We start from the raw sequence: 25,918 nt of genomic DNA on the forward strand, positions 1-25,918 counted from the left end.
ATCTATAGGGCTACGATGAACGATTATCTCTCACTGCTAAATCCAGAACAACAATCAGCTGTAACTAACATAGATGGACCAGTTTTGATACTGGCAGGAGCCGGGACGGGAAAAACAAGAACGATTACTTCAAGAATAGCACACATAATTAGAAACGGTCACGCTTATTCTGATGAGATATTAGCAGTTACATTTACAAATAAAGCAGCAAATGAGATGGTATCAAGGGTACTTGAGCTAACGGGCACAAACATACCATGGCTTGGCACTTTCCATGCAATTGCAGCAAAAATCTTGCGCCTGCACGCAGAAATTGTGGGCTTAAACCCCAATTTTACAATCATTGGTGTGGATGACCAATTACAGGTAATAAAAAATATTATCAATGAAATAAATCCTGATTACCTATCAGAAAAATGTAAGACCATTATGAATATTATTCAGCAATGGAAAGAGAAGTGCTTATTGCCATCTGAAGTGGAAGATATTCAATCATTTAGGCCAGTATATGTAACTGCACTCAAAGTCTATCACCAGTATCAGGAAAGGTTGAAATTCCTTAATTCTGTCGATTTTGGTGACTTATTGCTATATAACATACAGCTCTTTAATCAAAAGACCGAAGTTCTGTCCTACTACCAAAACAAGTTTAAATATGTTATGGTAGATGAATATCAAGATACAAATGCGATACAATATCTTTGGCTAAAATACCTTGCAAAAGAGCACTCAAATATTTGCTGTGTAGGAGATGATGACCAGTCGATATATAGTTGGCGTGGTGCAGAAGTTGAAAATATTTTGAAGTTTTCTGATGATTTTAAAAATGCAAAAACCGTTAAACTAGAGTGTAACTACAGGTCAACATCCCACATACTTGCAACTGCGTCATATGTTATCAATCACAATAAGACTCGCTTAGAAAAAAAATTGTGGACAACAAACATTGAAGGGGAAAAGGTAAATCTAATAAAATTATGGGATGGGAAAGCTGAAGCAAGGTTCATAAGCGAACAGATATTGAAACTCAATAAATACAGATTTAGTGACATTGCAGTGCTGGTAAGGGCCACTTTTCAAACTAGAGTTCTCGAAGAGTATTTTATAAAATATTCAATTCCCTACAAGATTATAAGTGGCGTAAAATTCTACGAACGTCAGGAAGTCAGGGATATAATTGCATATTTAAGACTTGTTACAAACAATAACGATGACTTAGCTTTCGAAAGGATAGTAAATCGGCCAAAAAGAAGCATAGGAGCTACAACTCTAAAGAAAATATACACGACTGCTCAGGATAACAAAATTTCTTTTTTTGAGGCAGCAAAAATATTAGTTAATAGTAATCAGGTAACCGAAAGAATTAAACTCTCACTCAACGATTTTTTAAATAAAATTAAAGCTTGGGAAGAAATAGTAAGCGTAAAACCACTGCATGAATTCGTTAAAATCGTAGCAAACCAATCAGGATATATTGAAATGCTTGAAAATGAGGAGGTAACAGGCTTAGCACGAATAGAAAATGTTAAAGAGCTCATCTCATCTTTAAAAAATTTCGATAATGCCACAACTTTCTTGGAGCATATAAGTCTGGTGATGGAAGTGGATAATATGAATAACGATGACACTGTATATGTTATGACTCTTCATGCAGCCAAAGGACTTGAATTCCCGTGCGTGTTTCTACCTGGTTGGGAAGAGGGATTATTTCCTCATCAAAGATCTTTTGATGACAAAAGTGGTAAAGCTTTAGAAGAAGAAAGGAGACTCGCATATGTTGGCATAACCAGAGCCAAAGAAAGGTTAATCATTTCATGTGCAGATAGGAGGGAAATTAACAACCAGTGGCAACCGATGCGCACTTCTCGGTTCATTAAAGAATTGCCAAGAGAAAATGTTGAGGTAATTAAAAGCAACATTGCCTACTGTTGAAGCTATAATTGCAGATAAACATATCTTACAAATCTGAATTACTTTAACTATATGTTTCTCCTGGCAAAAATTCTGTAACCGTTCACACTTAATTCTTCAATCTCATACCAATTTCTATTACATAACAAACAAATAGACAATAGAAGTGAGAAGGTTATACTAAGGCAGTATAATGATGGAGTTTTGGAATGGCATTGGTATCAGGTTGCAATTTTAGCTTACATTATGCCAATCTTTCTTCAATTGCTGCTCGCATAAATTCTGCCTGTCTTTTAGTTCTGCAGTGCACTATCGCATCATCCACATATCTTTCAAATGGTACTGTTGGGTGATTTTGTTTCATCCATATATCAAATGCATGGTGCATAAATATGTTTGAAATGATTGGGCTTATTGAACCTCCTTGCGGAACTCCTTTTTTCCCTAACTACCTTACTGCCATCTGCTTGCTGAATAGGGGATTTCATCCACCTTTCAACATACAGTATGACCCATTTGCAGTCTGTGTGCTTCTTGATAGCCTGCAGTGCTAAATTGTGGTCCAGATTGTCGAAAAATCCTGTAACATCAACAGCTTTCTTGGTAATCGTATCCTGTCTCCAATAAACAGCGGTTTTGCTATGTATCCTTGATCAGCAAAAAACTTACGTAAAGTTGGAGCCTTGTATTTAGCTTGAGTGAAAAGATTTAGAGCACCATCACGATCTTGAACACTTGCACTATGAACATCAGCCGCAATAATTAAGCCCACTGTATCTACAACAATATGACGTTTTCTACCCTTTATTTTTTTTTCAGCATCATATCCTCTGGATCCCCTTTTTGAGTGGTTTTTACTGATTGACTGTCAATTATCCCTACTGAAGGTGTTTCATTTTTACCAAACATTTTTCTTACCTCTTTTACTAGCATATTATGTATTTTTTCCAATTTGCCATTACTACGTCACCTGAGAAAATAGTCATACACCGTCTTCCATGGAGGAAAATCTTTCGGCAGCATTCTCCATTGACAACCACCTCTCATTATATACCTTATTGCATTAATAATTGTTCTGATATTGTGCTTTCTTGGCCTCCCTATCTTTCCTTGTGCAACATGTGGCTCCAAAATTTCCCATTCCTTATCACTTATATCACTTGGATACAATTTTCCCTCCTATTTTTTACTTACACTATCATATTTTTTTCCTCATTCCTTTTTAAGACATACTCTTAGACAACTGGACGTCAAGCCTATCCTAGTGCTGCATATCAAGCTCATACTCAGTATGTAAATCTTTGACTAAAGCTACAGCGCATTCTTTTTGAACAATTATACTGATTTTGATTTCAGATGTTGTGATAGCAAGTATTTCTACCTTTTTTTCGCTTAAAACCTTGAGTGTGCGGTGCATCACTTCAGTGTTAGACATAACACCAATACCAATTATTGAAATTTTAGCTACATTATCGTTTATAGCATAATTTTCATTCTTATTCAGTAACTTTTCCATTAAATCAATATCAAATTTGGAGATAACAAAACTTGACCCATGTATCATATCAATTTTAACGTTTGCTCCTGCTATATCTCTTAAAGTACGCAAGTTATTTGCAAGGTTAGTGAAAGTTACAAGAGCTTCATTAGTGCTATAAGTTATTCCAGTAATTAAGTATCTCTCTAGTACATCCCTTTTGTGTAGCACTGTGGTGCCTTCTACTTCCTTAAAAGTGGATAGCACTTGCACTTTAATGTTATGTTTCATTGCAAGTTGTACTGAACGATTATGCAGTATTTTAGCACCAGATGACGACATTTCCAACATTTCATCGTAAGAGATAAATTTGAGCTTGCGTGCCTTTGGAACAATTCTCGGGTCTGCTGTATATATTCCATCAATATCAGTAAAAATTTCGCAAGTTCTAACACCAAAGGCTACCGCGAAGGCAACTGCTGATATATCAGAGCCTCCTCTTCCAAAAGTAGTGATTCTATCATCATTTATACCCTGAAAACCAGCAATGATCGCAGCAGTACAACCCTCAGCAAAAGATCTTTTCACACGTTCAATCTTTATTGTTTTTATTTTAGACTCAGAATAAAAATCATCAGTTACAATTGGTAACTGCCAGGCAAGCCACGATTTAGCATTAACTCCGATCGATTGGAGAGTGATAGCTAATAGACCGCAAGAGATTTGTTCTCCTGCTGAAAGCATAACGTCATACTCTGATAACTCTTGTCTATAACTTAAATTTGAGATTTGCCTAGCCTGAAAAACCATTTGGTCAGTAAATCCTGCAACAGCAGATACAACAACGATTACATTACAACCTTTCTCAATATCGTTTTTTATCAAATTTGCAACTCGGTTTAAATCAGTTAGCGAAGTCCCACCAAATTTTTTTATGATTATTTTGTCCATAGTTACAATATAACTCTCTTCTGAAGAAAAATATAGTTTTTGTAGAGATAGCAGCTTGCAAGCCATTCAGAAAAGGGAAGACAAAGCTATAGCTAACGCGTCATACCACGATTCATTCCATAGCTGTACGAACATTCATTTTTGAAGGTAAATTGCACAGCAAATGGTGTCATCCCAGTGCCTAGACACTGGGATCCAGAAGACTTAATTTCAACCAAGTGGCTGCATAATAAAGGCTGGATTCCAGTGCCAAGCACTGGAATGACACCCTCCCTTGTGGAAATTGCTCTCAAATCACAATGTTCGTACAGCTATGGATTCATTCGCGGTATAGATTCCGCTAACTAGTAGCGGAATGACGAATTTGTTGTTTTAAAATTGTCAGTAAATCTAAGTCAGTTTAGCTATATAGCACGAACTAAACCACTAAGCAGCAGAAGACCTTGCATGACCTCCAAAAAATGTTTTTACTCTTTCAAGATAAGTAAGTGGTTCTGCAGGAATTTCTATCTCGTCTATCTTATAAGATATTGCTGCATCTATGACTTCATCTGTTATTAATTCTCTTAGCCTTTGTTTTATTTGCCCTCTCCGAATATGTTCTCCATAGTCGTTATAAAACTTTACATATAATTCCTTAAACACAAATTCTTTTATAGCATCTCTTGTATAAGAAATGCCATCCTTTACTTCATCACTCACGCTGCTCAAATCCACCCCAGAACTTGGTGAATACAAATTATCAAAATTTTCTTTCAAAACTTTTATTTTATGGTAGTGCTTATCCACATATTTCTCAAGAAATCTTTTAGTAGCATCACTAGCCAACTTTCCTATTGGCTGAGGCTCTAGTTGAGCTGCAAAATTATTTTCCGCTTTAAGACCACTTAATGCATAAATGATACGGTTGAGCATTCCAGGACCACATTGGCGATTACTTTCCTCAAAGCGAACCAGTAATATAGACTTCAATAATTCTATATCTGCATTTTGCTTTCTTGCCGCAATTAAAACTAAATTTATAGCCTGTGTCAATGTCAATCCGGTTTGTGAATCTGCCCAATTTACCCACTCCCCAGTTTCATAACCATCCAATCTTAGATAAGGTTCTATCATTCGTTTTTGCTGACTTGTTAAACCGCTTATATAACTTTTAAACTCTTCATCCAACTCATTTAACGGCGTACCATGTTCTTCCTTTAATTTTTTGGCACATTCAATAACGCTTTGCTGAAAACTTCTAGTATGAACGCTCTGACTACTAGTACCCACATCACTTACATTAAACAAAAAGCTTAGCTGCTTTACATTCAAACCCAAAGGTGAAAAGAGTTTTACTGATGGATATTTTATTAACTCAAGAAGTGCTACTGGAATTAGCAGTGCATAATTTAACAATAATAAACCAAAATTAAATATAAGAAACCCACGTAGAGCTGATACCTTTGATGCAATATACAAAAATGGAAGCTGTAGGTAATATATCAAGTGTATACTGAAGAATAAGATTTTGTCCTTTAATTTTATTGTTGGATCTTTATAAACCTCAAACAACATGCTATTGCTATCAATATTGTTGTTTTTAAAGGAGGTATAGTTGTTTATGATCTTCTCTTGCAAGGGAAGAAGCATTTTATTCAGGCAAATAAACGCAGCAATAACAATAAAACCTGTAGCCAAAAATGCTAGTGCAGGGTTAGAAGTGCTTGTAGATAAATAGGCATAAAGACCATCAACAATTAAGTTTTTGTATAATCTTTCAAAGGGACGAACTAGAATCGGGTCAAGGATATAGTTAACAAGAAGATTTAAATAATACACGAGAAACAAAAGTGCAATCAAAAATGCAATAATACTACAAACAACCAAAAATGCTTTTAATCTCGGATTCATAACCCCCTCTTAATAATCTGTTAATATAATCTATTTTAGGAATAAATTGAAAAAAATGCAAGTTTTTATGTTAAAAGATCAATTGAAATTTCTGAGTTTAGGGTATATTGTTAATCTATTTAGATAAGAATTATTGTGTCAAATAAAATAGGTTTTTGGGCTATTTTTGCCTTAGTGATTAGCAGCCAAATTGGCTCTGGAATTTTTATGCTTCCAATTAGCCTTGCTCCATATGGCATGTATAGCCTTATAAGCTGGATAATATCAGGGCTTGGTGCTATATCTCTTGCTTTAGTTTTTGCCTCACTCTGCGCAAAATTTCCGGAAACGGGTGGCCCTCACGTCTATGTAAAGCATGCTTTTGGCCCTGCTGCAGCTTTTTTTGTTGGTTGGACGTATTGGGTGATCTCATGGGTTAGCACAACAGCCGTAATAGTTGTGGGTGTTGGTTATCTTACACCATTTTTCCATGAAGATATTCAAAACGTACATCTGTTTTTAGAGATGTTATTACTTACAATTATTACACTAATAAATTTTAGAGGAGTAGCTACTGCTGGACGTGTTGAGTTTTTATTGACGGTGATAAAAATTTCTGTATTGCTTGTAATACCTATAGCAGCATTGTTTTTTTTTGATAGAAATAACTTCATCATAAGTGAAGAAATATCAAATCTTACAACATCGCAGATTCTTGCCCGTTCTACACTTATTACTCTATGGGGTTTTATTGGAGTTGAATTGGCAACAGCACCTGCAGGGTCAGTTGATAATCCAGCTAGAACAATACCAAGAGCTGTGGTACTTGGAACAATCTCTGTTGCTGTTGTGTATTTTATCAACAATCTTGCAATTATGGGATTAATAAATGGCAATGATTTAGCAAGTTCAAGAGCACCATATGTTGACGCAATAAAAATTATGGCCTCTGGCAATTGGCACTTGATTATTTCTATAACTGCGTTCATTTTTTGTGTTGGTACTTTAAACGCTTGGGTACTAGCTAGTGGACAAGTGGCCCTTGGCCTTGCAAAAGATAAACTGATGCCACAGTTTTTTGCTCAAAGAAACAAGCACGGTTCTCCTTTCTGGGGCATAACAACTAGCTCAGTTGGAACTGCAACTTTACTAATCCTCACTTCAAGCAACAATTTTGCTAAGCAGATCACATCAATTATCGACTTTTCTGTAGTTTCATTTTTATTTGTTTACCTTGCATGCAGTCTTGCTTTTCTCAAAGTTATTGTGCAAGAAAAGAGTTGTTACAAATTTTTAATTGGCAGTATAGCAACAACCTTTTGCTGCTGGGTAATATTTGAAACTTCTGTGAATACCTTGCTGATCGCAAGCTTATTCACTGCAAGTGGCGTACCTCTTTATTTATTTTGGTATCGCAGAGTTTCTGTATAGCAAATGTTATGTATCTGTTCAGCAGAGTGGCAAAATAAGGTAGACGAGAAAAGACAACTATAGGAAGAAATGGGTGTCATGCCAGTGCGTGACACTGGCATCCAGTTCTTTCGCGCAGTTCCATCAAAAACGTTGTAAAGGATTAATCGCTTTCGTGTTTACCAACTTAGTGCCCAATCTGGATCCCAGATACTGTCTCTGCTGTCAAACAAATTATCCAACAAAATTACAATTAAATGGTTGATTATTTTTAAGAATACCAAAAAAGACATGCATTAATTTTCGCATTAACGCAAGAACTATGACTTTTGGACATTTGCCTTTACTTGCTAGACGCTGACAAAACTTTTGAAAATGATTATTATGGTTTTTGACTACTATAGCTGGCATATAAAGAGCTTTTCGAATACGCTCAGATCCTATTTTGCATATGCAACTTCTCTTACTTACTGACGATCCCGATTGATAATGTCCTGGATTTAGACCAGCAAAAGCTGTAAATTGTTTAGCATTGTCAAAGTTATCAACTGATGGCATTTTTGCGACAACAGCAACAGCAGTAAGATATCCTATACCTTTTATAGTCTTAAGGTTTTCCACCATATTTTTTAGATGTGGATAGTTATTTATATGCTCATTAATTTCTTTTTCGAGAACAATAATTTGCTCCTCTATTGCCAAAATTACTTTAGATATAGCTTCTTTGCAACTGGAATGCATATTTTTGTTTTCCAAGCGATTTGTCTGTTGCACCTTATCATCTTTTAGCGATTGCATGCAACGGTAAAGCTCCCTCAAATGCCTCATTTCAGGTGCAATGGGCTTCCAAAGAGCAGGTTTGTTGGCGATACAAAATCTAGCTATCATAGCTGCATCTGATTTATCTGTCTTATTTCTGAGCAGCTCACTTTTGCCAAAAGCTTTCTGGGTTTACTATACTGACATTATGTCCTAAATCGTGCATAAAAGTAGCCAAATCTTCTCCATACCAACTAGTTGCTTCAAGACATAAATGAGTAAGATTTGCTCCATGGCCATTGCACCAAACTACAAGTTTTGCAAAACCATCTTGATTATTTTGAAAGACTTTGTGTCGTTTTTTACTGTCCACTAACAAACAAACATCAAATTTCTTTTTTGAAATATCCACACCCAAAATAGCATTTACTTGCATAAAATTGCCTCCAAGACTATAAATAAACTGAGAGTTTAGACTAACCTTGTAATACGGGATATAATTCCAAAAGATACTGTTCAGTCTTTAACTCTATGGGAGGGAAGCAAAATCTGGCTTAATGGCATTAGTGTCGCATCAGCTTCACCCTCCCTGTGAGGTATTTTAGCTCTAATGCCTCACATCATAAAGATACAAGTGTCACGCACTGGGATGACGAGAAAGGAGCACTGGAATTTTTGTTTCAATATTTGTACATGAGCCATGCATCTGAACAGATACAATGTTATAACTAGAGATAATTTTTAAATGATTGATATTTATGAACTACGACTTTTCTTGTTGTCCACTTGTTCAACATTACCCTTCTCAAGTTTACTATCTACTTCTTTTGTGTGTTCATCATCTATACTAGTTTCATCTTTTATCTTACTAGGGTAATCTTCCTGCGATTTTTTATATGCTTCCATGTTGTCATATATAGGGTTACTGATGATTTCTATTTTTTCAGGTGTGAAAATCCTTGCTAAAAATCTCCTTATTATTGGTATTGACCTTAAGAGATCTCTTAGCTTTGAAGATTCTTGTCTTTTGTTTAGAGACTGTTGGTCTATTTTAGAGGTTTTTACACCATACTTTTTATCATCAAAATTTATTGTAGGCTTTCTTTTATTCGAAAGAACACTTTGGGCCTTTGATCCATTGGTTCCTTCAGGCCCTTGAGGTGTAGACATTGCAGGTTTAACCTTAGTTTCATCGTATTCCTTACTCATCTTTCATTTCATTATGTAATATTACTAATATTGCATAATAATAGCTAAATTACAATTAATTGCAAGGTAAAAATATTAAAACAATTGTAAATTTTGTCAGTAAAAATATAATAGAACTTTAAAATTAGAGGTTCATCTATATGAGATACAAAATTGCTGTTATTGGAGCAACCGGAAGAGTAGGGCGTGAGGTATTAAGCACGCTTGCTGAATTTCAAGATGAGGCGATAGATTGCGTTATTGCACTTGCATCGAAAAAATCAGAAGGGAAGAAGGTGAGCTTTGGTGACAAAGAGTTAACAGTTTTATGCCTTGAGGATTATGACTTCGTTGGAACTAATGTAGCCATTTTCTGTGCTGGATCTCATGTTTCTGAAGAGTATGTACCAATTGCAACACAGGCTGGATGCATCGTGATAGATAACAGTTCCCATTTTAGAATGAAAGAGGGTGTGCCACTCATTATTCCAGAGATTAATAAAGAAAAAATTATGGAATATAAAAACCACAACATAATATCCAATCCAAACTGTACTACAATACAGATGCTGCTAGTACTACATCTATTACACCAAAAAGCAAAAATAAAGAGAATCGTTGCTTCAACTTATCAATCAACTTCTGGTGCAGGCAAAGCAGCAATGGATGAGCTCTATGACCAGACAAAAAAAATCTTTATGAACGAAGCTAAAAAACCCAAGATATTCTCTAAGCAAATAGCATTCAATTGCATTCCCCATGTAGGAGAATTCATGGAAAATGGCTCTACAGAAGAGGAATGGAAAATGCAAGAGGAGACAAAAAAAATTTTAGAGGAAGATATAAAAGTTACTGCAACTTGTGTAAGGGTACCCGTCTTTATCGGTCACGCTATGGCAGTAAATGTGGAATTTGATCAACATATCACTGAAGAACAAGCTCGTGAAGTGCTAAGTGAAGCCGAAGATAGTGGAGTTTTAGTGTACAACAGGCGTGAAGATAGTGAATACATAACTCAAATTGATGTTGTACAGGAGAATGCTGTATATGTATCGCGTATTAGAAGAGACAATACTGTTGAGCACGGATTAAATATGTGGATAGTGGCTGACAACCTGCGCAAAGGCGCAGCATTAAATATAGTGCAGATTCTTGAGATTTTGATAAGAGAGCATTTGTCAATCAAGTGCATATAGAGCGCACGTACGTTGTAATTCGAAGGAAATTGTATATCACATGGCAGCGCGTGACGCTGGAATGGCTTTGTTGCATCGCTACTTATGAAAGGCTAACTATAATTAGGATTATAAGCAACTTATTGAAAATCTTGTTTTTTTTGCAATCAATCTGATCAAATTTAAGAATAGTAACTTGTTATTTATATTAATAAATTTAATTCTATTGAAAATAGCTAAAGCATTGAAATTCTTGAATTTTAGCCGGATTAGTGAGTGGTAGTGAAATTTCTTTTACTCAAATTTAGGTATTCACTGACCGTTCTTGTGATAAATACCAGAATAATAAGCTACTGATATTCTCCACCTTTTTTATCTTTAATCCATCATAGCTAGCGATGCAACAAAGCCGGCTGGATTCCAGTGTCAAGCACTGGAATGACACCATTTGCTGTGCAGTTTACCTTCAAAAATGAATGTTCGTACAGCTATGGAATAAATCGCGGTATGACGGTTCGCAGCGGTATAGTAACTCGTCACCCCGCTATTTGTTAGCGGCTGAGATACCGCGGCGGTATGACGTAGAAGCTATACTTTTATACTCACCAACTCAGTATCCAATCTGGATCCAAGTAGTCAAGCTATTCGGATGACACCCTCATAAAGTGAAATGAGATCCCGCTAACACGTAGCGGGATGACGGGAAAAGAGGTACTGGGAGACATCCTTCCTGGTAGACCCAAATCACAATGTTCGCACAGTTGTGCGTCACGCGCTGCCGAACACTGTATGGTTATACAAGAAAAATTAAGGCTTAAAAGGAATTTTAAGTATCAGGACTCAAGGTTTTTATTCCTTCTTAATAAAACATAAAAAGCCCCTTTACCACCATGTTTTTTCGTAGCTTGTTGGTAGTATAGAACCATATGCTGGATTTTAGTGTCATTTAACCATTTATTTAAGTTACTCTTTATAGTGTCTGTTTTGTTTGTTGCACTGCCGTATCCCGTAATTACCAATAAACATCTATTTCCTGCTCGATAATTTTTGATAATAAAATCTATCAATTTACAGTAAGCATCCTCTATATTATAGCCATGCAAATCGAGCTTATCGCTTATAAAATATTTACCCCTATCAACTTTTGATTTTGTGTTTTGGTCAAGACAAAATGATGAGTTACTATTATTGGTATTAAGAAAATTCCCTTGTAAGTCGGAGGTACCTTTATCAACCATAGACTTTATATTTACTTTATGATCAACTTTCAAAGTAACTTTTCCACATTTTATTGGCTTAACATTTTTTTGCCAATCCAACTCATCGTCCGACATAAACGCATTAATCGAATTGTATAATTTTACAACAATATTCAAACATAGTAAAATGTTGCTTATTCTATAAAAACCCGATTTTCAATAATACGATGAAATCGTCAAAAACTAATGAGAATTTTTGGCTGTATGGAAAGCACACCTGCATGTCAGCACTGAAGAATAAAAATAGGCGGTGTATAGAACTGTTAGTAACAGAAAATTTCTATAGAGAACACGAAAAAGAAATTAAGCAATATGCAAATAGTAAGGGCATTAAAGTTCGATTAGTAGAAAACAAAATACTTAATGACGTTTTACCCAAAGGTGCTAACCATCAAGGAATTGCTTTAAATGTTGCCCCTATTCTTTATAACTTAAGCATCGAAGAAGTAGCTGAAAGCTCAAACGACAGTTCTACTATAGTCATTTTAGATCAAGTCACTGACACGCACAATATTGGATCAATTTTAAGAACTTCAGCTTGTTTTAATGTCGACGCATTGGTTTTACCACATAACCATTCACCGAGTGAAAATGCATCTATTGCAAAAGCAGCAAGTGGGGCTTTAGATATTGTTCCGCTAATATACGTTACAAATATAGTAAAAACTATGCAGTATTTAAAAAAGGTCGGCTACTGGTGTTACGGGTTTGATTGCAATGCTAAAGAAAATATAGATGAAATAAAGAGTTTTGAGAAAAAAAGAGTAATTATTTTTGGTTCTGAAGAGAAAGGAATGCGGAGGTTAGTTAAAGAAAATTGTGATTATCTTTTAAAAATCCCAATGTCAAATGCAATTAACAGTTTAAATGTTTCAAACGCAGCAGCAATAGGCCTATATTCTATTTATATTAAAACAAATGCCAGCGCATAGCTGTTTATAATAAAAACACTTGATAAAAATATGGTTTTATATTATAATGTGTTAAGTAATGGATAAAAGGAGTTATATTATGTCTTATATGAGAAATGAACAGGATATTCGCTCTCAAGGCGTTTATTATAGTGCTGGGCTTAGAAGATACCTAACTAAAGTATATAATTACATGGCTTTAGCTTTGGGCGTCACAGGGCTTGTTGCATTTTTAACAGTATTTTCTGGTCTTTTTCAAGTAATTTATTCTAATCCCGTTCTATCGCTTGTGGTAATGTTATCTCCGGTTGCATTGGTGTTCTACATGTCTTATAGAATTCAACACCTAAGTGCTCAGTCTGCCGTTACTATATTTTTCTCGTTCTCAGTGTTAATGGGGCTTTCCTTATCTTATGTTTTTATAGTTTATACTGCAGAAAATATAGCAAGGGCGTTTTTCATTACATCAATCATGTTTGGCTCTATGGCTTTATATGGCAATACTACAAAAAGAGATCTTACAAGTATGGGCTCTTTCTTGATTATGGGAGTTTGGGGGTTAATCATTGCGTCTATAGTAAATTTATTTCTTGGAAGTAGTCCTCTCCACTTTGCAATATCGTTCATATCAGTAATAGTCTTTACCTTAATGACTGCGTATGATGCTCAAAGAATCAAGGACGTTTATTATAAACATAATGACGGATCAGAAGTTGCTACTACTAAATTGGCAATACTCGGTGCAACTAATCTTTATTTTGACTTTATTAATATATTTCTCAATCTACTCAGGTTACTTAACTTGTTCAACAATAGGGATTAGATGTTTTCCTTTTTAAGGAAAGGCAGTAAGAATTCTATAGTTTTCTTTTTAGTATCTTTAGTTGTGTCGATGATATGTCTTGCATATGCATCGGTACCTCTATATAGCATTTTCTGTAAAGCTACTGGGTATGGTGGCACAATAAGAAAAGTAACTAACACAACAACAAATATAACTAACCAAAAGATCAGGGTCCATTTCAATGCTGATATAATGTCCGATCTACCTTGGGAGTTTAAATCAGAAACTAACTACGTTGACGTAAACATAGGAGAACAAAGTTTAGCGTTTTATTACGCAAAAAATCTATCTGATCAGCCTTCATTTGGTATGGCGGTGTATAATGTTACGCCTTTCAAAGCAGGTAAGTATTTCAATAAAGTTGCATGCTTTTGTTTTGAAGAGCAAATGTTGCTACCAAAACAAAAAGCAGCTATGCCCGTATCTTTCTATATAGATCCTGAGATAATGCTTGATAGTAATACAAAAGATTTGGGCGAAATAACACTATCATACACGTTCTTTAAGCTTAAGTAACAGAATGTTTGCAAACCGTGTCATTTCAGTAATCAATAGGGTGTCATCCAAGTAGCTGACACTGGAATGACAGGAGGTAACGCAAGAAGTCTATTGATTGTGAAAACAATAACTTTGCAAAATATTAATTGTTAGATAACATGATCAAAGTTTTTATCTTAATATTCATCATGGTTAGAGCTATACAAATTAAAAAAACTGGGGGACCAGAAGTATTAGAATTTGTAGATAAGAGTATAGGTGAGCCAAAAGACGAGGAAGTTTTAGTACGTCACACAACTATCGGCTTAAATCGTTATGATTTAGAGCACAGAAAAGGTACGCGCAAAATTAAAAATTTACCATCAGTGCTTGGGGTAGAAGCAGTGGGAGTTATTGAAAAGCTTGGTAAAAAAATCAGTGATGGATTGAAGGTTGGAGACAGAGTTGGATATTGCACAGCTCCTCCAGGGGCATATTGTGAAAAGCGCATTATACACCAGAAATATCTGATAAAAATTCCAGATGACATATCTGATGAAGTTGCTGCTGCAGTGCTGTTTAAAGGTATGACAGCTCACTATTTAGTTAATCAATCTTATAAAGTTAGGCCTGGTGCTTTCGTGCTAGTTCATGGGGCTAATGGTGGTTTAGGACAAATAATATGCCAATGGGCAAAGGATAAAAAAGGTGTAGTGATAGGTTCTGTAAGCTCTGATGAAAAAATGAAGATAGCTTTACAAAGTGGCTGCACATACGCAATAAACTACAATGATAAAGACTTCGTTTCTAAAGTTATGGAGATTACGCAAAACAGAGGAGTAGGTGCAGTGTATGACCCTATAGGTTACGCTACAAGCAAGCTTTCTTTTGAATCTTTAGGCAGGTTCGGCATATACGTTTCCTATGGGCAGATATCAGGTAACGCTCCTATTAGTTTTTCTTTACTTAGTTCACGTTCGTTATTTGCAACTGGAACCTCAATATACCATTATAAGCATGATAGATTCACATTAGTGCTTACCACAATGGAAATCTTCGAGATGATAAGAAAAAAACTTTTAACTGTACGGATCAATAAAAAATATAAATTTGATGAAATAATTCAAGCACATCGTGATATGGAAAATAGAAAAGCGAGTGGGTTAAATATTATCAAAATCTCTTAAATAAATTAGTAATTTAAACTAACCATTCATTAAGTCATATCAACTAGAACTTCACATATTTAATTCTCCTTTTGGGGGAATTAAAAGCATATAGCTAAACTGACTTAGATTTACCGACAACCGTCATCCCGCTACGTGTTAGCGGAATCTATACCGCGAATAGACTTCTTGCATAACCCAAATTAAGTAGAAAAAGGTATCATCCGAGTAACTGACACTGGTTCCTTTATGACGGTAGTAGCCCCCCTTCTCCTGTCATTCCAGTGCTCCCTTTCTTGTCATCCAAGTAGCTGACACTGGGATGGCTTTGTTGCATCACACTTTATGAGATGGTGATTTATGGTAAATTCATGTAACTATCTCAAATTTAGCCATACCAATATCAGTGAACTTATTGAGCAAATAGCATTTAACAAGTAGTTCCTTCTCTCTATTTGTCTCAGATTTATTCCTAAAACTAAACCCGAATGTTTGTTTCAGTTGCGAGAAAAAACTTTCTATATAAGATCTTTTTCCATAACTCATCTCTTTTTTCCACTTCTTTATACCATCTTCATCATATGACTTTATGAGCTTGACTGCAGAATTTCTCTCAGCCATATAGTCTAACTTTGGATGCTCTGCTGCGTTGTTTTTCGGAGGAATTTTCGTTTTTATACCATATTGATTACACAGCTTATAGAGCTTTTCTCTGTCATATGCCCTATCTGCATATAGTACTTTTATGACATACTGAAAATCGACTTCTTTTAGCAAATCACAAGCTCCATAGTGATCAGCCGTTACTGTATTTTACAGCTATGGCTTTTTTGTTGTTTATATTCAACATTACGTGCAATTTTCTCGTTTGCTCATAGCCACGATATTTTCTGTCAGTGCTATTTTCCTTGCTGTGTGTTGTTGTATATACTAATTCCTGTACTGTCTATAGCAATTTCGATATCTTCCATATTATTTTCTGCAATCATTTATCTTAATATTAAGTTTCTTTTGATGCTTGTGAATAGCTGCAAATCTCTTCCTATTTGTTGCAAATACCCTTTTATAAACCCGACTGTTTGTCTTAAACCAATTCTAAAGAAACTGACGATTATATGCACCAAAATCACAACTTTATCACTATAAATATAGTTGCCGCCCTGCATTTTTGGACAATTCTCGTACCAATTTTCTATGGCGTCATTGATATAACAAAAAATGCTTCCTCTTTCTTGGAGAAATTTGTTATATTCATGGCAGTTACTGACTCTCATTTTTTGTGGCATATTTTTTCTTCAACAGTTAAATGGCTATTTATAATGAATTTTGTCAGTAACTGCCAGTTCTTTTCGCTTGAGCGATGCAACAAAGCCCACTGGGATCCAGTTTCACCTTGTGATGGTGTCATGAAAGTAGCTGACACTGGTTTCCATCCAAGACGGTGTCATTCCTTACTATTACCCACAAATATAAATGGACTAAAAAGTAAAATATTACAATATTAAAGTTTGCAAATATTGAGGGTGTAAAATGGCAAGTAAAAGTAGTGAATGGGCTAAAAATGAATTTGGAGATAAAAGGTTAACTGAGCGATTAGTAAAGATTGCTGATATGTTTGACAAAATTACCTGAAAGTTAGATTAATCAAGCATGTGAAAGTTGGTCAGAAGCAAAAACAGCATAACGTTTTTTTCAAAATGAGAATGTAAAAGAAAGTGATATTTTAGCTACACATATTAATAAGACGGTTGAGAGAACAAAAGCTCACAAGAGGGTTCTTGTCATTCAAGATACCAGTTACATTGTATATAATAACCATAAAAAAACAAGCGGATTAGCAAATTTGTCCAGTTATGATACTGCAAAAGGTATTATAATGCATACAGCTCTTGCCGTTAGTATAGAAGGTTTGGTACTAGGGATACTAGATCAAAAAGTTTATTCAAGACCTGAAGAAACTGAGAACCTTAAAAAAAAGAGCGATCGCATTGAAGATAAAGAAAGCGTAAAGTGGTTGGAAACTTTAAGAAAAACAAATAATATTATTGATCCAACTCAAACTGAGACTATAACTGTATGCGATAGAGAAGCAGATATATATGACTTTTTTGAGCTTGCACATAATCTTAATTCGGCAGTGCTAGTTAGAGCATGCAGAGATAGAGCAGTAAATAGAAAATCTCGATATCCTGAAAAAGGTGAGCAGAAGTTATGGGCATTTATTAAATCCTCTCATTGTGCAGGTACGGTAGAAGTTGAAGTTCCTGTAAAAGATAATAAGCCAAAAAGAACAGCACGTTTGGAAGTTAGATTTGGAAAGTTTATGATGAATCCATCTAAGAATAATATTAGGCATAAGACGGAAGAACTACCTAAATTACCACTTTATGCAGTTTATGTTGTTGAGAAAACTCCCCTTCCCTTAAAAAAAACCGCTAGAATGGATGCTATTAACGAATCTTTCAGTTAATACTTTCGATGAAGCTGTTGAAAAAATTAGTTGGTATCAACTATGTTTTTTAAAAATTTTTTTATTTGTGTAATTTTGCAAATTATATGGGCAATAAAAACCCGTTTGTCATAGAAATAGAATTTTATATCAAACAGCTACCACAGCAATTTCTGCTTAAGCTAATGGATATGTGCTTTAAGTCTGTGTGGACGCACATATTCATTAGCCAATTTCAGTTACCGTTGTGAAGATTTTTAAGTATGCAAATTAATTGCTTCTTTAAGTCTTGTATTAGCAATTACTATAATTTTACGCATTAGGGCTGTTATAGCCACCATCTTCTTCTTACCACTTTCAACAAGCTTAGAATAAAAGGCGCCAAGTATAGATTTTGACCTTGTAGCAGCCATAGCGGCTGTAAAGAGCTTTGAACGAACGTTACTTCTACCACCTGTAATCCTTCGGTAACCAACAGCTTTACCACTTTCTTTTGGATGCGGTGCAACTCCGGCAAGACTTGCTACTTCTTTTCTATTTAAGTAACCAAGCTCTGGCATTAAACACAAAAAATCTTGTGATAACTTTTCCAGGAACTGTTTTAAGAATTTTTTGGCGTTGTTGTAATTCGCGGCTTTCATCAATAATCTTTTGTATAGTATCATTGAGTTCGTTTATTTGACTATCGAAAAACTCAATGGTCTTTTGACAGCTTTCTTTTATATGATCATTTTCCGGTGCTTCAAGTCTGCATTTTTCTTGAGTTCTCATTTGCGTAATATCATCACGACGTTGACAAAGTGCAGCCAAAGTTGATTGTTCTGTAGAGGTAGGTACAAATAGAGAGATAGTTCTATGGCGTTCAAATCCATATTGAGCAAGAGCTCTTGCATCTAGACTTTGCTAAAGTTCCGTGAGATAAAATAAAGCTTTTTACTTTACGAGTATTAGCTCGATGCACGGCAATATTTTTGTCGGTAAGAAAATGTGATAAGCCAAGCTCATATTTCCCTGTATTTTCTAAAGTCACTAAAGCATTAGGTAGAATATCTGAAAACTCTTGAAATAATTGTTGCCAACCAGAAGCATTATTATCAAATTCGACAGCATTCTTCTGTTTGTGAATTGCAACGATATTTTTAAATTTTCCGATGTCAATGCCAATAAAATTTTGATAAGATGTAACCATAATAAACCTCGATAGTTTTAGTTAATTTAAGATTGTAAACGGGTGCATATATATGTCCCAAGCAACTATTCAAACGTATCGAGAGATAGGGCTAGCGTACCTTGATACCAACGGTTGTAATACCAATTTCCTTTCGGTCGCGCACGCCCGCTATTCCTAGTGAGCAGGGTTATCTTTCTCTCTTATCTCTTTTATATCACGTTTTTAACTTACAATTGCCTTAGATGGAAAATAGAGATATTACATAAAATTTTAAATCCGGTCTCAAAGTTGAAGAATGTAGGCTTGGAATAGCAGAAAGACTAATGAGATATCTAACAGTTATGAGTATTATTGCTTGGAGGATCTTCTTTATTACATCAATTGCAAGAGCTAACCCAACATTACCATGTACTACCTTATTAGCTGAAGAAGAATGGAAAGTTTTATACGTTAAAATACACAGAAAACCATGTCCAAGTGTAGTTCCCAACATAAAAGAAGCTGTTTCATGAACTTGGAGGCCATTTAGCAAGAAAAAATGACCCAAAACCAGGACCAATTACTCTTTGGAAAGGATATAAACGTCTCTTTGATTTAGCAGAAGGATGGCGACTTGCTCACGAACTTTATATTTGTGGGTAATAGTAAGTTGTTAGGGGGATCTGGAGATACCGCGGCGGTATGACGTAGGGAAATCTTACTTATTATAGCTATAGTTCTACATGAATTACAAAAGTAATATTTACTAGATCTTAATATTTTAGATCTATATTTTAATAAATAATGAGCTGTAATTAGTATGAATAATCCATTTAAAAGTGAGAACTATAAAAAAAATCTCGATTCTCTGATCAAAGCTGTAAAGCTAGGAAATGCAGAGAAACAATATAACAAAACGTTAAGGGATTTATCTCATGCATTAGAAGGTTTTACAGGTGAGGCAAAAGGTATAGCTGAGTTTGTTATATATACTGACTTGAACAATTATGTAGAACAGCCATTAGGTCTTTTTAAAACATTAATGAATAGAATTTTGGGAAAAAATTTTCCAACCAAGAACAGTAGTATAAGTAATTTTGTAAATGATGAGTTGTCAAGTTTCACTTTAGAAACAGCAGCTAAGTATACAAGAATTTTAAAAAAAATTGATCTCTTGGAACAATTAGAAAAAGATTTCAGAAAAAATAATATTTTAAAAGATTCTTTAAATTTAGAACAAAGTGAAAAGAGTCAAGGAAAAGATAGATCACACGAAGTGAGTTTGGAAGGTAGAAAGCAAAAGGAAGGTACTTTTGAGCTGCGAAAAGAAGAACAGCCGAAAGAAAAATTAGGTGGTAATCGCATGAGGCAAATAAAGCGACCAACAACAGCACCTCCGGCTGCTCCAGATTCGAGGAAGGTACGCTTTAAATCAGAAATATCCTCAGATGGAGAAAGCAAGGCAAAGTCTACATCTTCTTTACTAAAAGGAGCTAATAGTTTTAGTATGCCTGATGCTAAGGAAAATCCTTCTGAGGATTCAGGCTATGAAAGTTCATTAGATCAGGGGTCTGAATATGAAGACATATCAAATTATCAAGAGAAAAAGCAAAAGGAAAATCCTTTATATGAGCAGAGAGAAGATTCAGGCTATGGAAGTTCATTAAATGAAGAGTCTGTATACAAAGAGATATCAAATTATCAAGAGAAGAAGAGTAAAATTTTAATAGAAAATTCGCAGAGTTCAAAATCGCCCAAAGAAGAGCCAATTTATGCAACAGTTCCTAAAGAACATATAGAAGCAAAAAGAGAACGTAAGCAGAAACAACAACCTCAATCCCTCGTACCACCAAAACCACCGCAAGTGCCAAAAAAAATGTTTACTACTGGTCAAGAAGTTAGACAAGAATCGAAAGTGGTAATCAAAGATAAACCTGCAGTACCGCCAAAGCCTAAAAATCTAAGCCGTGCTAATCAAAAAGTAAGCACAGAGCCAAAAGTAGTAGGAGTAATTCTTAAAAAATCAGCTGAAAGAGTACCACTAAAATCTGAAAATCAAGACAATAGGAAATCAGCACAAAAAGCTGCTGGTAAGGCGATACCAAAAGTAGCAGCAGCTACTATGAAAGGAGGAGCTAATCGCGAGATGGGCAGTAAAGTAAAGGCATTAAAAGAAAAATTTGAGCAAAATCAAGCAAAAGGAAATGCTAATGTACAGTTTGCTGAAAGCAAAACCACTCCAGCAGCACAAGCGGATATCGGTGTGAAGAAAAAACAATCTCATTCATTTCTAACAGAGAATAAAAGATCTGCAACGAAACACGTAACAGCAAAATCTGATCCAAAATCTCATGTCAGCAAAAATTCCCTTCTCACGCATGCAAATGTAAAGGAAATGGTTGCACAAATTGAGAAAGGAAAAGGAGGAAGATAGTAACATTTGGGAAAAAAACATATGTGTCAAGTCAAGAGATTGTGAGCAAATTTAGGAAATTATAGCTAAACTGACTTAGATTTACCGACAATTTGAAAAACCGTCATTCCGCTAACTATAGTATTTTCAAAAGCGAATGATAAAGGTATAATATGTTTTTTTAAAGTAGGGAAAGCGATGGTATATAGTGTAGATTTAAGGGAAAAAGCAGTGTCTTTGGTAGAAAAAGGAAAGTCAAAGGTTGAAGTTGCAGAGGTTTTTGAGATAGGGATAGCAACACTATATAGATGGCTAAAAAAGAAAGCTACTGGCCAAGGTCTCAAAGCGGTAAAAAGTACTGGTTTTATTCGAAAAATAGATCCAGAAATACTCAAAGAATATGTCAAAAAACACCCAGATCACACACTAGCAGAAATGAAACAAAACCTTGGCTTTGGGATAAGTGCAATTTGGTATAGATTAAGACAGCTAAAAATAACCTTTAAAAAAAGTCACATTCTATCAAGAGCGCAATCAAGAAGATAGGCAGCAATTTATCGATAAAGTCTCAAAAATAGACCACTGTAGCATTTTATATATAGATGAAGCAGGAGTTGATAATAGACTATACCGAGAATATGCACGAGCTCCAAGAGGAGAAAAAATATATGCTGATGTTCCAGGAAAAAAGCGGGAAAGAGTGAGTATAATAGGTGGATGAGAAGTTTATTGCACCAATGACCTTCACAGGAGGGTGTAATAAAGATATATTTAATGTATGGTTAGAGCGAAGATTACTTCCACAATTACAGCGTGATACAACCATAGTTATGGATAATGCTACATTCCATAAAACTCCCAAAACAAAGTCATTAATAGAGTCTTTTGGCTGTCATTTGCTTTATCTTCCAACATATTCACCTGATCTAAATCCGATAGAGCATTGTTGGCACACCATCAAAAGTTGCCTCAGACCTCTAATGCATCAATGTACAGACTTACACCTTTTAGTTGGTAATACCATTTTAGACGTTTATCATTCGTTTTAGAAAATACTATAGTTGAAATAGCGCAGTTACTCACCCCATAAATTTGGTGCTCTCTTTCAATCAAAGGTGTCTTGCTGCTTGAAATGTTTTCTTTGTAAAAATTTGGCTTATCTTTATATCATCTCATTCAAACAGCATTAACATAACTTATGCCTTTTTTGGATGTAGAAATTTTCTAGGAATTGTCTTTTTGAATTCTATGGTATTTTGTTTAACATTGAAACAAGAGGCCAGTGTCACGCACTGGCATGACACCCATTTGTTCCTATAGTTGTCTTTTCTCGTCTACCTTATTTTGCCACTCTGCTGAACAGATACATAAAGAAAGTGGAAAATTGGACATTCTCAACTCGGCTCCTGCAGATTAAAAATTAAGTTGAATAAAAATTGGATTTGACGCAGTTTTTTCCCATAGTTTAAGAAATTAAAAGTTTAACGATTAGAATTATAATTACAAACCACAATAAAAAATAGACTTTTCCATTTGATTTATTTTTAATTTGGATGTTTTCTAATTTTTTATCAGCTATTAGGTTTAATTTTTCTATAAGGCTAAATATCCCTTGGATTGTTTTTACAGGATAAGAACTTCTAATTTTTTCCCTATACCCTATTTTATTTTCATGTTGACTGCTTATCCACGCTTCAACTACTTTCCACATATTGATTTCTGAGTAGATCTTTCTACATGTCCCTTCCAGTAAAATCATAGTTTTCTGCAGCAATAACAATTGTGTTTGAACTTTCATATCAAAATCACCAGTTATTTTTAATAGCTGAGCAAGTAAACTAGCAAATGAAATCTTCTGTATAGGCTGCCCAATAATGGGTTCACCTATTGCCCTGCAAGCTGTGACAAAATTTCTATGCTGTGATGAAACATAACCAGCCCTAAAGTGCATTTTTGCAACGTGATCATAATCCCGATTTAAAAAGCCTTTGAGTATCTCTATAACGTAATAGCATGTCTCACGATCTATTCTACCCATGATTCCACAATCCAGGGCAATAATATTGTTATTACTATCAACCATTAGATTTCCAGGATGCATATCAGCATGAAAAAAACAATCCCTGTATACTTGATTGCAAAACGATTCTATAAGATTGATAGCTATTTGCTTACGATTATTCAGTTTTTCAACTTCGTATATTGGCGTTGCTTCTATCCATTCTAATGTTAAAACCTTTTTCGAAGTTCTATTCCAATCTATTTCAGGTACGTAAAAACCTCTGTCATTTTTTGTGTTTTCCTTTAGTTCCGAAGAGTGAGCAGCTTCAAAACGTAGATCTAACTCTAATCGGCAAATTTCAGCAAAAGTTTTGACTAATTCAATTGGCCTCAGCCTTTTTGATTGTTCGCTAAATTTTTCTGCAATTTCTGCAAGCCAAGAAAGCATTTTTATATCCCTTGAGAATGTTTTCTCAATATTTGGCCTTAAAACCTTCACAGCAACTTCCTTACCCTCAGTTGTAACCGCTCTATGCACCTGAGAAATCGATGCTGCTGCAATTGGCTTTTCAGAAAAGCTTGAAAAAATGTCGCTCAATTTACAATTAAACTCACTTTCTATAGTTTTAACTGCTATTTTATGTGAAAATGATGGCAATCTATCACATATCAATAACAAGTTATTTGTTATATCCTCATTTAAAACATCAGTACGTGATGAGATAGACTGCCCAAACTTAATGAACACCGGACCTAATTTTTCAAGAGCACACTTTAGCTTGTGGCCTTGTATTTTATTTATTGATTTTTTTGATGGTGGAAGTAAATAAGGTAATATATTGTAACGCGTCAGCACCGTAGTTATGTGCAGAAGACGCAAAATATTTTGAATCATTTCGCTGCGTAACTGCTAAATATTTCATTTAGGGTTCTATTTTTCATAATCTCATCAGGCTTGCCTTGGCAATAGATAGTATTATTTATACAAATTATGTAATCTGAGGATGGTAGAGCAGAGTTAAGATCATGAGAAGTCATAAGAATCGATACCAATCGTTTTTTTGCTATTTTATTTATAATATCATAAAATTTAGCCCGCGCGTTAATATCCATTGCACTAACTGGTTCATCTAGAATGATCAAGTCAGGCTCTGCAATTAAACAACGTGCAAGCAGTAATAATTGTGTTTGCCCTGCAGAAATTTCTAACACTTGATTTTTCAAAATGTTACCGATACCAGCCAACTCTATCGTTTCTGTAATAATGGATTGATTTTTCTTTAGTCTTTTCAAGGAGCTATTTAAAAGAAAATATTCAACTGTTATTGGCATCAAATTACTAATACTAAAATTTTGCGGCATGTAGCTAATTTTTGTGTTCTCAGCTAACACAATATTTCCAGTATAATTTTTATTTATACCAGCAATTGCTTTCACTAAAGAGGTTTTACCTCCACCATTTGGACCAAGTATTGTAATTATGTCTCCTCTTTCCATGAACATATTGATATTGTCAAGGATTCTTTTACCATCATATGCGAGAGCAAGATTTTCTATTTTTAGAACACGATTATTGACATTATTCAATTTATTGACAAAATTTAACTTCTTCTCAACGTTTATATGAGACATTTACTGGCTTTTTTTCTATTACTTTCACTTACACTATACTATAATATTGCCTTTTCATCCAATTTAAAAGTTGTAGCTACAATCAAACCTATCCACTCACTTGTAGCTTCTGTTACAGAAGGGATTTTAGAACCGGAATTGCTTGGCTATGCAACATCTGCACATAATTATATATTAAAGCCATCTGATGCGAGTAATTTAGAATCAAGTGACGTTATATTTTATGTTGACGATAACTTAGAGACGTTTGTTCAAACTTTCGCCAAAAATAATAAAGAACTAGTGCAATTGTCAAAGGCAATCAACCTACTTCCTACTCGGCCACATTCATTTTCTAGAAAAATCACTCACATTCAAGATGAAAAAGATTTACACATGTGGCTGAGTCCCGAAAATGCAAAGAGCATGATACTTTCTATAAGTGCAACATTGTCTGACATAGATAAAGGAAATTCCCATCGATACAGTTCTAATGCAACAAAAGCTATAAAAAAAATAGACCAAGAAGTAAAAGAAATCATGAAAGAACTGAATGATTTTAAAAATCAAAAATACATCGTTACTCATGATGCTTATCAATATTTTGAAAAATATTTCGGTCTAAATCATCCAAGCGCTATTCTTTCCATAGAAGAGGATTCTTACATAGGTATGAAGAGTTTAATGAAGCTAAAAAAGATAATGAAGGAAGAAAACGTTAAATGTATATTTGCTCATTCACAGGAAGATAGCATAAAGCCTAACGCCCTTTCTAATGACGCAAAAATGGTAGTTCTTGATCCTATTGGATCAGACATAGAGCCTGGAAAAGATGCATATCTAGCTATAATCAATAGCATTGCACAAAATTTTAAGTCTTGTTTTGTTGAGTAA

The 25,918-nt window shown here is 34.8% G+C and carries 22 protein-coding genes and 6 pseudogenes; 15 read left to right on the forward strand and 13 right to left on the reverse strand.

The genetic code is table 11. From position 1 onward, the window contains the following. The first annotated feature begins 15 nt into the window (after positions 1–15). Positions 16–1,932 carry an ATP-dependent helicase gene (locus ACJZL3_RS03250; protein ID WP_264338041.1) on the forward strand — a complete coding sequence of 639 codons (1,917 nt, stop codon included), beginning with the start codon at positions 16–18 and terminating at the stop codon, positions 1,930–1,932. A 223-nt stretch (positions 1,933–2,155) separates the two neighbouring features. On the opposite strand, the gene ACJZL3_RS03255 is transcribed toward ACJZL3_RS03250, so the two are convergent. From ACJZL3_RS03255 to ACJZL3_RS03275, 5 genes are all read right to left on the reverse strand, one after another. After that, positions 2,156–2,299, reverse strand: a complete 144-nt coding sequence (locus tag ACJZL3_RS03255) for a Putative reverse transcriptase (protein WP_022626389.1) — start codon at positions 2,297–2,299, stop codon at positions 2,156–2,158. A 162-nt stretch (positions 2,300–2,461) separates the two neighbouring features. Beyond that, entirely contained in the window at positions 2,462–2,773 is a 312-nt protein-coding gene (locus ACJZL3_RS03260) for a transposase (RefSeq protein WP_081420825.1), read from the reverse strand. Continuing rightward, positions 2,716–2,844, reverse strand: coding sequence for a hypothetical protein (locus ACJZL3_RS03265; RefSeq protein ID WP_255317429.1), 129 nt, complete (start codon positions 2,842–2,844; stop codon positions 2,716–2,718). Before ACJZL3_RS03265 ends, ACJZL3_RS03260 begins: the two co-directional genes overlap by 58 nt. Before the next feature lie 33 nt (positions 2,845–2,877). Next, positions 2,878–3,081 carry an IS5 family transposase gene (locus tag ACJZL3_RS03270; RefSeq protein ID WP_007549940.1) on the reverse strand — a complete coding sequence of 68 codons (204 nt, stop codon included), beginning with the start codon at positions 3,079–3,081 and terminating at the stop codon, positions 2,878–2,880. Between the two features lie 91 nt (positions 3,082–3,172). After that, positions 3,173–4,339: an aspartate kinase gene (locus tag ACJZL3_RS03275; RefSeq protein WP_419198963.1), complete on the reverse strand. Its 1,167-nt coding sequence runs from the start codon at positions 4,337–4,339 to the stop codon at positions 3,173–3,175. 135 nt (positions 4,340–4,474) lie between these two features. Here ACJZL3_RS03275 and ACJZL3_RS03280 point away from each other — a divergent pair. Further along, a pseudogene (locus ACJZL3_RS03280) lies at positions 4,475–4,651 on the forward strand (WPE palindromic element domain-containing protein); the annotation flags it as partial. Positions 4,652–4,765: 114 nt separating this feature from the next. Here ACJZL3_RS03280 and ACJZL3_RS03285 read toward each other — a convergent pair. Next, positions 4,766–6,232: a hypothetical protein gene (locus ACJZL3_RS03285; protein ID WP_419198946.1), complete on the reverse strand. Its 1,467-nt coding sequence runs from the start codon at positions 6,230–6,232 to the stop codon at positions 4,766–4,768. 135 nt (positions 6,233–6,367) lie between these two features. Between ACJZL3_RS03285 and ACJZL3_RS03290 the strand changes: the two genes are divergently transcribed. Continuing rightward, a complete protein-coding gene (locus ACJZL3_RS03290) occupies positions 6,368–7,642 on the forward strand; it encodes an APC family permease (protein ID WP_010082345.1) in 1,275 nt (424 codons plus the stop codon). A 213-nt stretch (positions 7,643–7,855) separates the two neighbouring features. Here the strand turns inward: ACJZL3_RS03290 and ACJZL3_RS03295 are convergent. Further along, positions 7,856–8,816: pseudogene (locus tag ACJZL3_RS03295) on the reverse strand (IS110 family transposase). Positions 8,817–9,136: 320 nt separating this feature from the next. Next, positions 9,137–9,589, reverse strand: a complete 453-nt coding sequence (locus ACJZL3_RS03300) for a hypothetical protein (protein WP_015589289.1) — start codon at positions 9,587–9,589, stop codon at positions 9,137–9,139. Between the two features lie 140 nt (positions 9,590–9,729). On the opposite strand from ACJZL3_RS03300, the gene ACJZL3_RS03305 reads away from it, so the two are divergent. Beyond that, on the forward strand, positions 9,730–10,764 hold the full coding sequence (locus tag ACJZL3_RS03305; RefSeq protein ID WP_010962945.1) for an aspartate-semialdehyde dehydrogenase: 1,035 nt from the start codon (positions 9,730–9,732) through the stop codon (positions 10,762–10,764). Between the two features lie 812 nt (positions 10,765–11,576). Here ACJZL3_RS03305 and ACJZL3_RS03310 read toward each other — a convergent pair. Further along, a complete protein-coding gene (locus tag ACJZL3_RS03310; protein ID WP_010082340.1) occupies positions 11,577–12,077 on the reverse strand; it encodes a Smr/MutS family protein in 501 nt (166 codons plus the stop codon). A gap of 92 nt (positions 12,078–12,169) precedes the next feature. On the opposite strand from ACJZL3_RS03310, the gene rlmB reads away from it, so the two are divergent. The 4 genes from rlmB to ACJZL3_RS03330 all read left to right on the forward strand — a co-directional run bounded on the left by rlmB (position 12,170) and on the right by ACJZL3_RS03330 (position 15,421). Beyond that, on the forward strand, positions 12,170–12,934 hold the full coding sequence (rlmB, locus tag ACJZL3_RS03315) for a 23S rRNA (guanosine(2251)-2'-O)-methyltransferase RlmB (protein WP_038199241.1): 765 nt from the start codon (positions 12,170–12,172) through the stop codon (positions 12,932–12,934). Between the two features lie 79 nt (positions 12,935–13,013). Then, a complete protein-coding gene (locus ACJZL3_RS03320) occupies positions 13,014–13,736 on the forward strand; it encodes a Bax inhibitor-1/YccA family protein (RefSeq protein WP_419198948.1) in 723 nt (240 codons plus the stop codon). After that, positions 13,737–14,273 (forward strand): cytochrome c oxidase assembly protein, encoded by a 537-nt coding sequence (locus tag ACJZL3_RS03325; RefSeq protein ID WP_010082343.1) that lies wholly within the window; start codon positions 13,737–13,739, stop codon positions 14,271–14,273. 170 nt (positions 14,274–14,443) lie between these two features. Continuing rightward, on the forward strand, positions 14,444–15,421 hold the full coding sequence (locus ACJZL3_RS03330) for a quinone oxidoreductase family protein (RefSeq protein WP_419198949.1): 978 nt from the start codon (positions 14,444–14,446) through the stop codon (positions 15,419–15,421). Between the two features lie 348 nt (positions 15,422–15,769). Here the strand turns inward: ACJZL3_RS03330 and ACJZL3_RS03335 are convergent. Then, positions 15,770–16,620: pseudogene (locus ACJZL3_RS03335) on the reverse strand (IS5 family transposase). Between ACJZL3_RS03335 and ACJZL3_RS03340 the strand changes: the two are divergent. Both ACJZL3_RS03340 and ACJZL3_RS03345 read left to right on the forward strand, forming a co-directional pair. Continuing rightward, complete coding sequence (locus ACJZL3_RS03340; RefSeq protein WP_179943772.1) at positions 16,516–16,905, forward strand: hypothetical protein; 390 nt, start codon at positions 16,516–16,518, stop codon at positions 16,903–16,905. The pseudogene ACJZL3_RS03335 and the gene ACJZL3_RS03340 sit on opposite strands and share 105 nt — an antisense overlap. A gap of 25 nt (positions 16,906–16,930) precedes the next feature. Continuing rightward, positions 16,931–17,913: pseudogene (locus ACJZL3_RS03345) on the forward strand (IS4 family transposase); the annotation flags it as partial. Positions 17,914–18,106: 193 nt separating this feature from the next. Here ACJZL3_RS03345 and ACJZL3_RS03350 read toward each other — a convergent pair. Continuing rightward, positions 18,107–19,038, reverse strand: a pseudogene (locus ACJZL3_RS03350) (IS110 family transposase). A gap of 216 nt (positions 19,039–19,254) precedes the next feature. Between ACJZL3_RS03350 and ACJZL3_RS03355 the strand changes: the two are divergent. The 4 genes and pseudogenes from ACJZL3_RS03355 to ACJZL3_RS03370 form a co-directional block, all read left to right on the forward strand. Then, positions 19,255–19,662: pseudogene (locus tag ACJZL3_RS03355) on the forward strand (IS4 family transposase); the annotation flags it as partial. Positions 19,663–19,819: 157 nt separating this feature from the next. Continuing rightward, positions 19,820–21,433, forward strand: coding sequence for a hypothetical protein (locus ACJZL3_RS03360; protein ID WP_419198950.1), 1,614 nt, complete (start codon positions 19,820–19,822; stop codon positions 21,431–21,433). A 177-nt stretch (positions 21,434–21,610) separates the two neighbouring features. Beyond that, positions 21,611–21,958, forward strand: a complete 348-nt coding sequence (locus ACJZL3_RS03365) for an IS630 transposase-related protein (RefSeq protein WP_022626382.1) — start codon at positions 21,611–21,613, stop codon at positions 21,956–21,958. 167 nt (positions 21,959–22,125) lie between these two features. Further along, a complete protein-coding gene (locus tag ACJZL3_RS03370; RefSeq protein ID WP_049973597.1) occupies positions 22,126–22,461 on the forward strand; it encodes a transposase in 336 nt (111 codons plus the stop codon). 416 nt (positions 22,462–22,877) lie between these two features. On the opposite strand, the gene ubiB is transcribed toward ACJZL3_RS03370, so the two are convergent. Together ubiB and ACJZL3_RS03380 are read right to left on the reverse strand one after the other, a co-directional pair. Further along, complete coding sequence (gene ubiB / locus ACJZL3_RS03375; protein ID WP_070356945.1) at positions 22,878–24,308, reverse strand: 2-polyprenylphenol 6-hydroxylase; 1,431 nt, start codon at positions 24,306–24,308, stop codon at positions 22,878–22,880. Next, positions 24,305–25,045 (reverse strand): metal ABC transporter ATP-binding protein, encoded by a 741-nt coding sequence (locus tag ACJZL3_RS03380; RefSeq protein ID WP_038199232.1) that lies wholly within the window; start codon positions 25,043–25,045, stop codon positions 24,305–24,307. Before ACJZL3_RS03380 ends, ubiB begins: the two co-directional genes overlap by 4 nt. Here ACJZL3_RS03380 and ACJZL3_RS03385 point away from each other — a divergent pair. Continuing rightward, on the forward strand, positions 25,037–25,918 hold the full coding sequence (locus tag ACJZL3_RS03385; RefSeq protein WP_010962934.1) for a zinc ABC transporter substrate-binding protein: 882 nt from the start codon (positions 25,037–25,039) through the stop codon (positions 25,916–25,918). The two genes, ACJZL3_RS03380 and ACJZL3_RS03385, sit on opposite strands and share 9 nt — an antisense overlap.

This window comes from Wolbachia endosymbiont of Rhagoletis cingulata (genome assembly GCF_048537655.1).
In the GTDB taxonomy this organism is placed as follows: Bacteria; Pseudomonadota; Alphaproteobacteria; order Rickettsiales; family Anaplasmataceae; genus Wolbachia; species Wolbachia pipientis.

What these genes read in the sequence shown, in the direction of transcription:
- ACJZL3_RS03325 (WP_010082343.1), top strand. Translation starts at nt 13,737, where the DNA reads ATGTTTTCCTTTTTAAGGAAAGGCAGTAAGAATTCTATAGTTTTCTTT.
- ACJZL3_RS03320 (WP_419198948.1), top strand. Translation starts at nt 13,014, where the DNA reads ATGTCTTATATGAGAAATGAACAGGATATTCGCTCTCAAGGCGTTTAT.
- ACJZL3_RS03365 (WP_022626382.1), top strand. Translation starts at nt 21,611, where the DNA reads ATGGTATATAGTGTAGATTTAAGGGAAAAAGCAGTGTCTTTGGTAGAA.
- ACJZL3_RS03385 (WP_010962934.1), top strand. Translation starts at nt 25,037, where the DNA reads ATGAGACATTTACTGGCTTTTTTTCTATTACTTTCACTTACACTATAC.
- ACJZL3_RS03330 (WP_419198949.1), top strand. Translation starts at nt 14,444, where the DNA reads ATGGTTAGAGCTATACAAATTAAAAAAACTGGGGGACCAGAAGTATTA.
- ACJZL3_RS03380 (WP_038199232.1), bottom strand. Translation starts at nt 25,045, where the DNA reads ATGTCTCATATAAACGTTGAGAAGAAGTTAAATTTTGTCAATAAATTG.
- ACJZL3_RS03275 (WP_419198963.1), bottom strand. Translation starts at nt 4,339, where the DNA reads ATGGACAAAATAATCATAAAAAAATTTGGTGGGACTTCGCTAACTGAT.
- ACJZL3_RS03250 (WP_264338041.1), top strand. Translation starts at nt 16, where the DNA reads ATGAACGATTATCTCTCACTGCTAAATCCAGAACAACAATCAGCTGTA.
- ACJZL3_RS03340 (WP_179943772.1), top strand. Translation starts at nt 16,516, where the DNA reads ATGCACCAAAATCACAACTTTATCACTATAAATATAGTTGCCGCCCTG.
- rlmB (WP_038199241.1), top strand. Translation starts at nt 12,170, where the DNA reads ATGAAATCGTCAAAAACTAATGAGAATTTTTGGCTGTATGGAAAGCAC.
- ubiB (WP_070356945.1), bottom strand. Translation starts at nt 24,308, where the DNA reads ATGATTCAAAATATTTTGCGTCTTCTGCACATAACTACGGTGCTGACG.
- ACJZL3_RS03265 (WP_255317429.1), bottom strand. Translation starts at nt 2,844, where the DNA reads ATGCTAGTAAAAGAGGTAAGAAAAATGTTTGGTAAAAATGAAACACCT.
- ACJZL3_RS03255 (WP_022626389.1), bottom strand. Translation starts at nt 2,299, where the DNA reads ATGCACCATGCATTTGATATATGGATGAAACAAAATCACCCAACAGTA.
- ACJZL3_RS03310 (WP_010082340.1), bottom strand. Translation starts at nt 12,077, where the DNA reads ATGTCGGACGATGAGTTGGATTGGCAAAAAAATGTTAAGCCAATAAAA.
- ACJZL3_RS03300 (WP_015589289.1), bottom strand. Translation starts at nt 9,589, where the DNA reads ATGAGTAAGGAATACGATGAAACTAAGGTTAAACCTGCAATGTCTACA.
- ACJZL3_RS03305 (WP_010962945.1), top strand. Translation starts at nt 9,730, where the DNA reads ATGAGATACAAAATTGCTGTTATTGGAGCAACCGGAAGAGTAGGGCGT.
- ACJZL3_RS03360 (WP_419198950.1), top strand. Translation starts at nt 19,820, where the DNA reads ATGAATAATCCATTTAAAAGTGAGAACTATAAAAAAAATCTCGATTCT.
- ACJZL3_RS03285 (WP_419198946.1), bottom strand. Translation starts at nt 6,232, where the DNA reads ATGAATCCGAGATTAAAAGCATTTTTGGTTGTTTGTAGTATTATTGCA.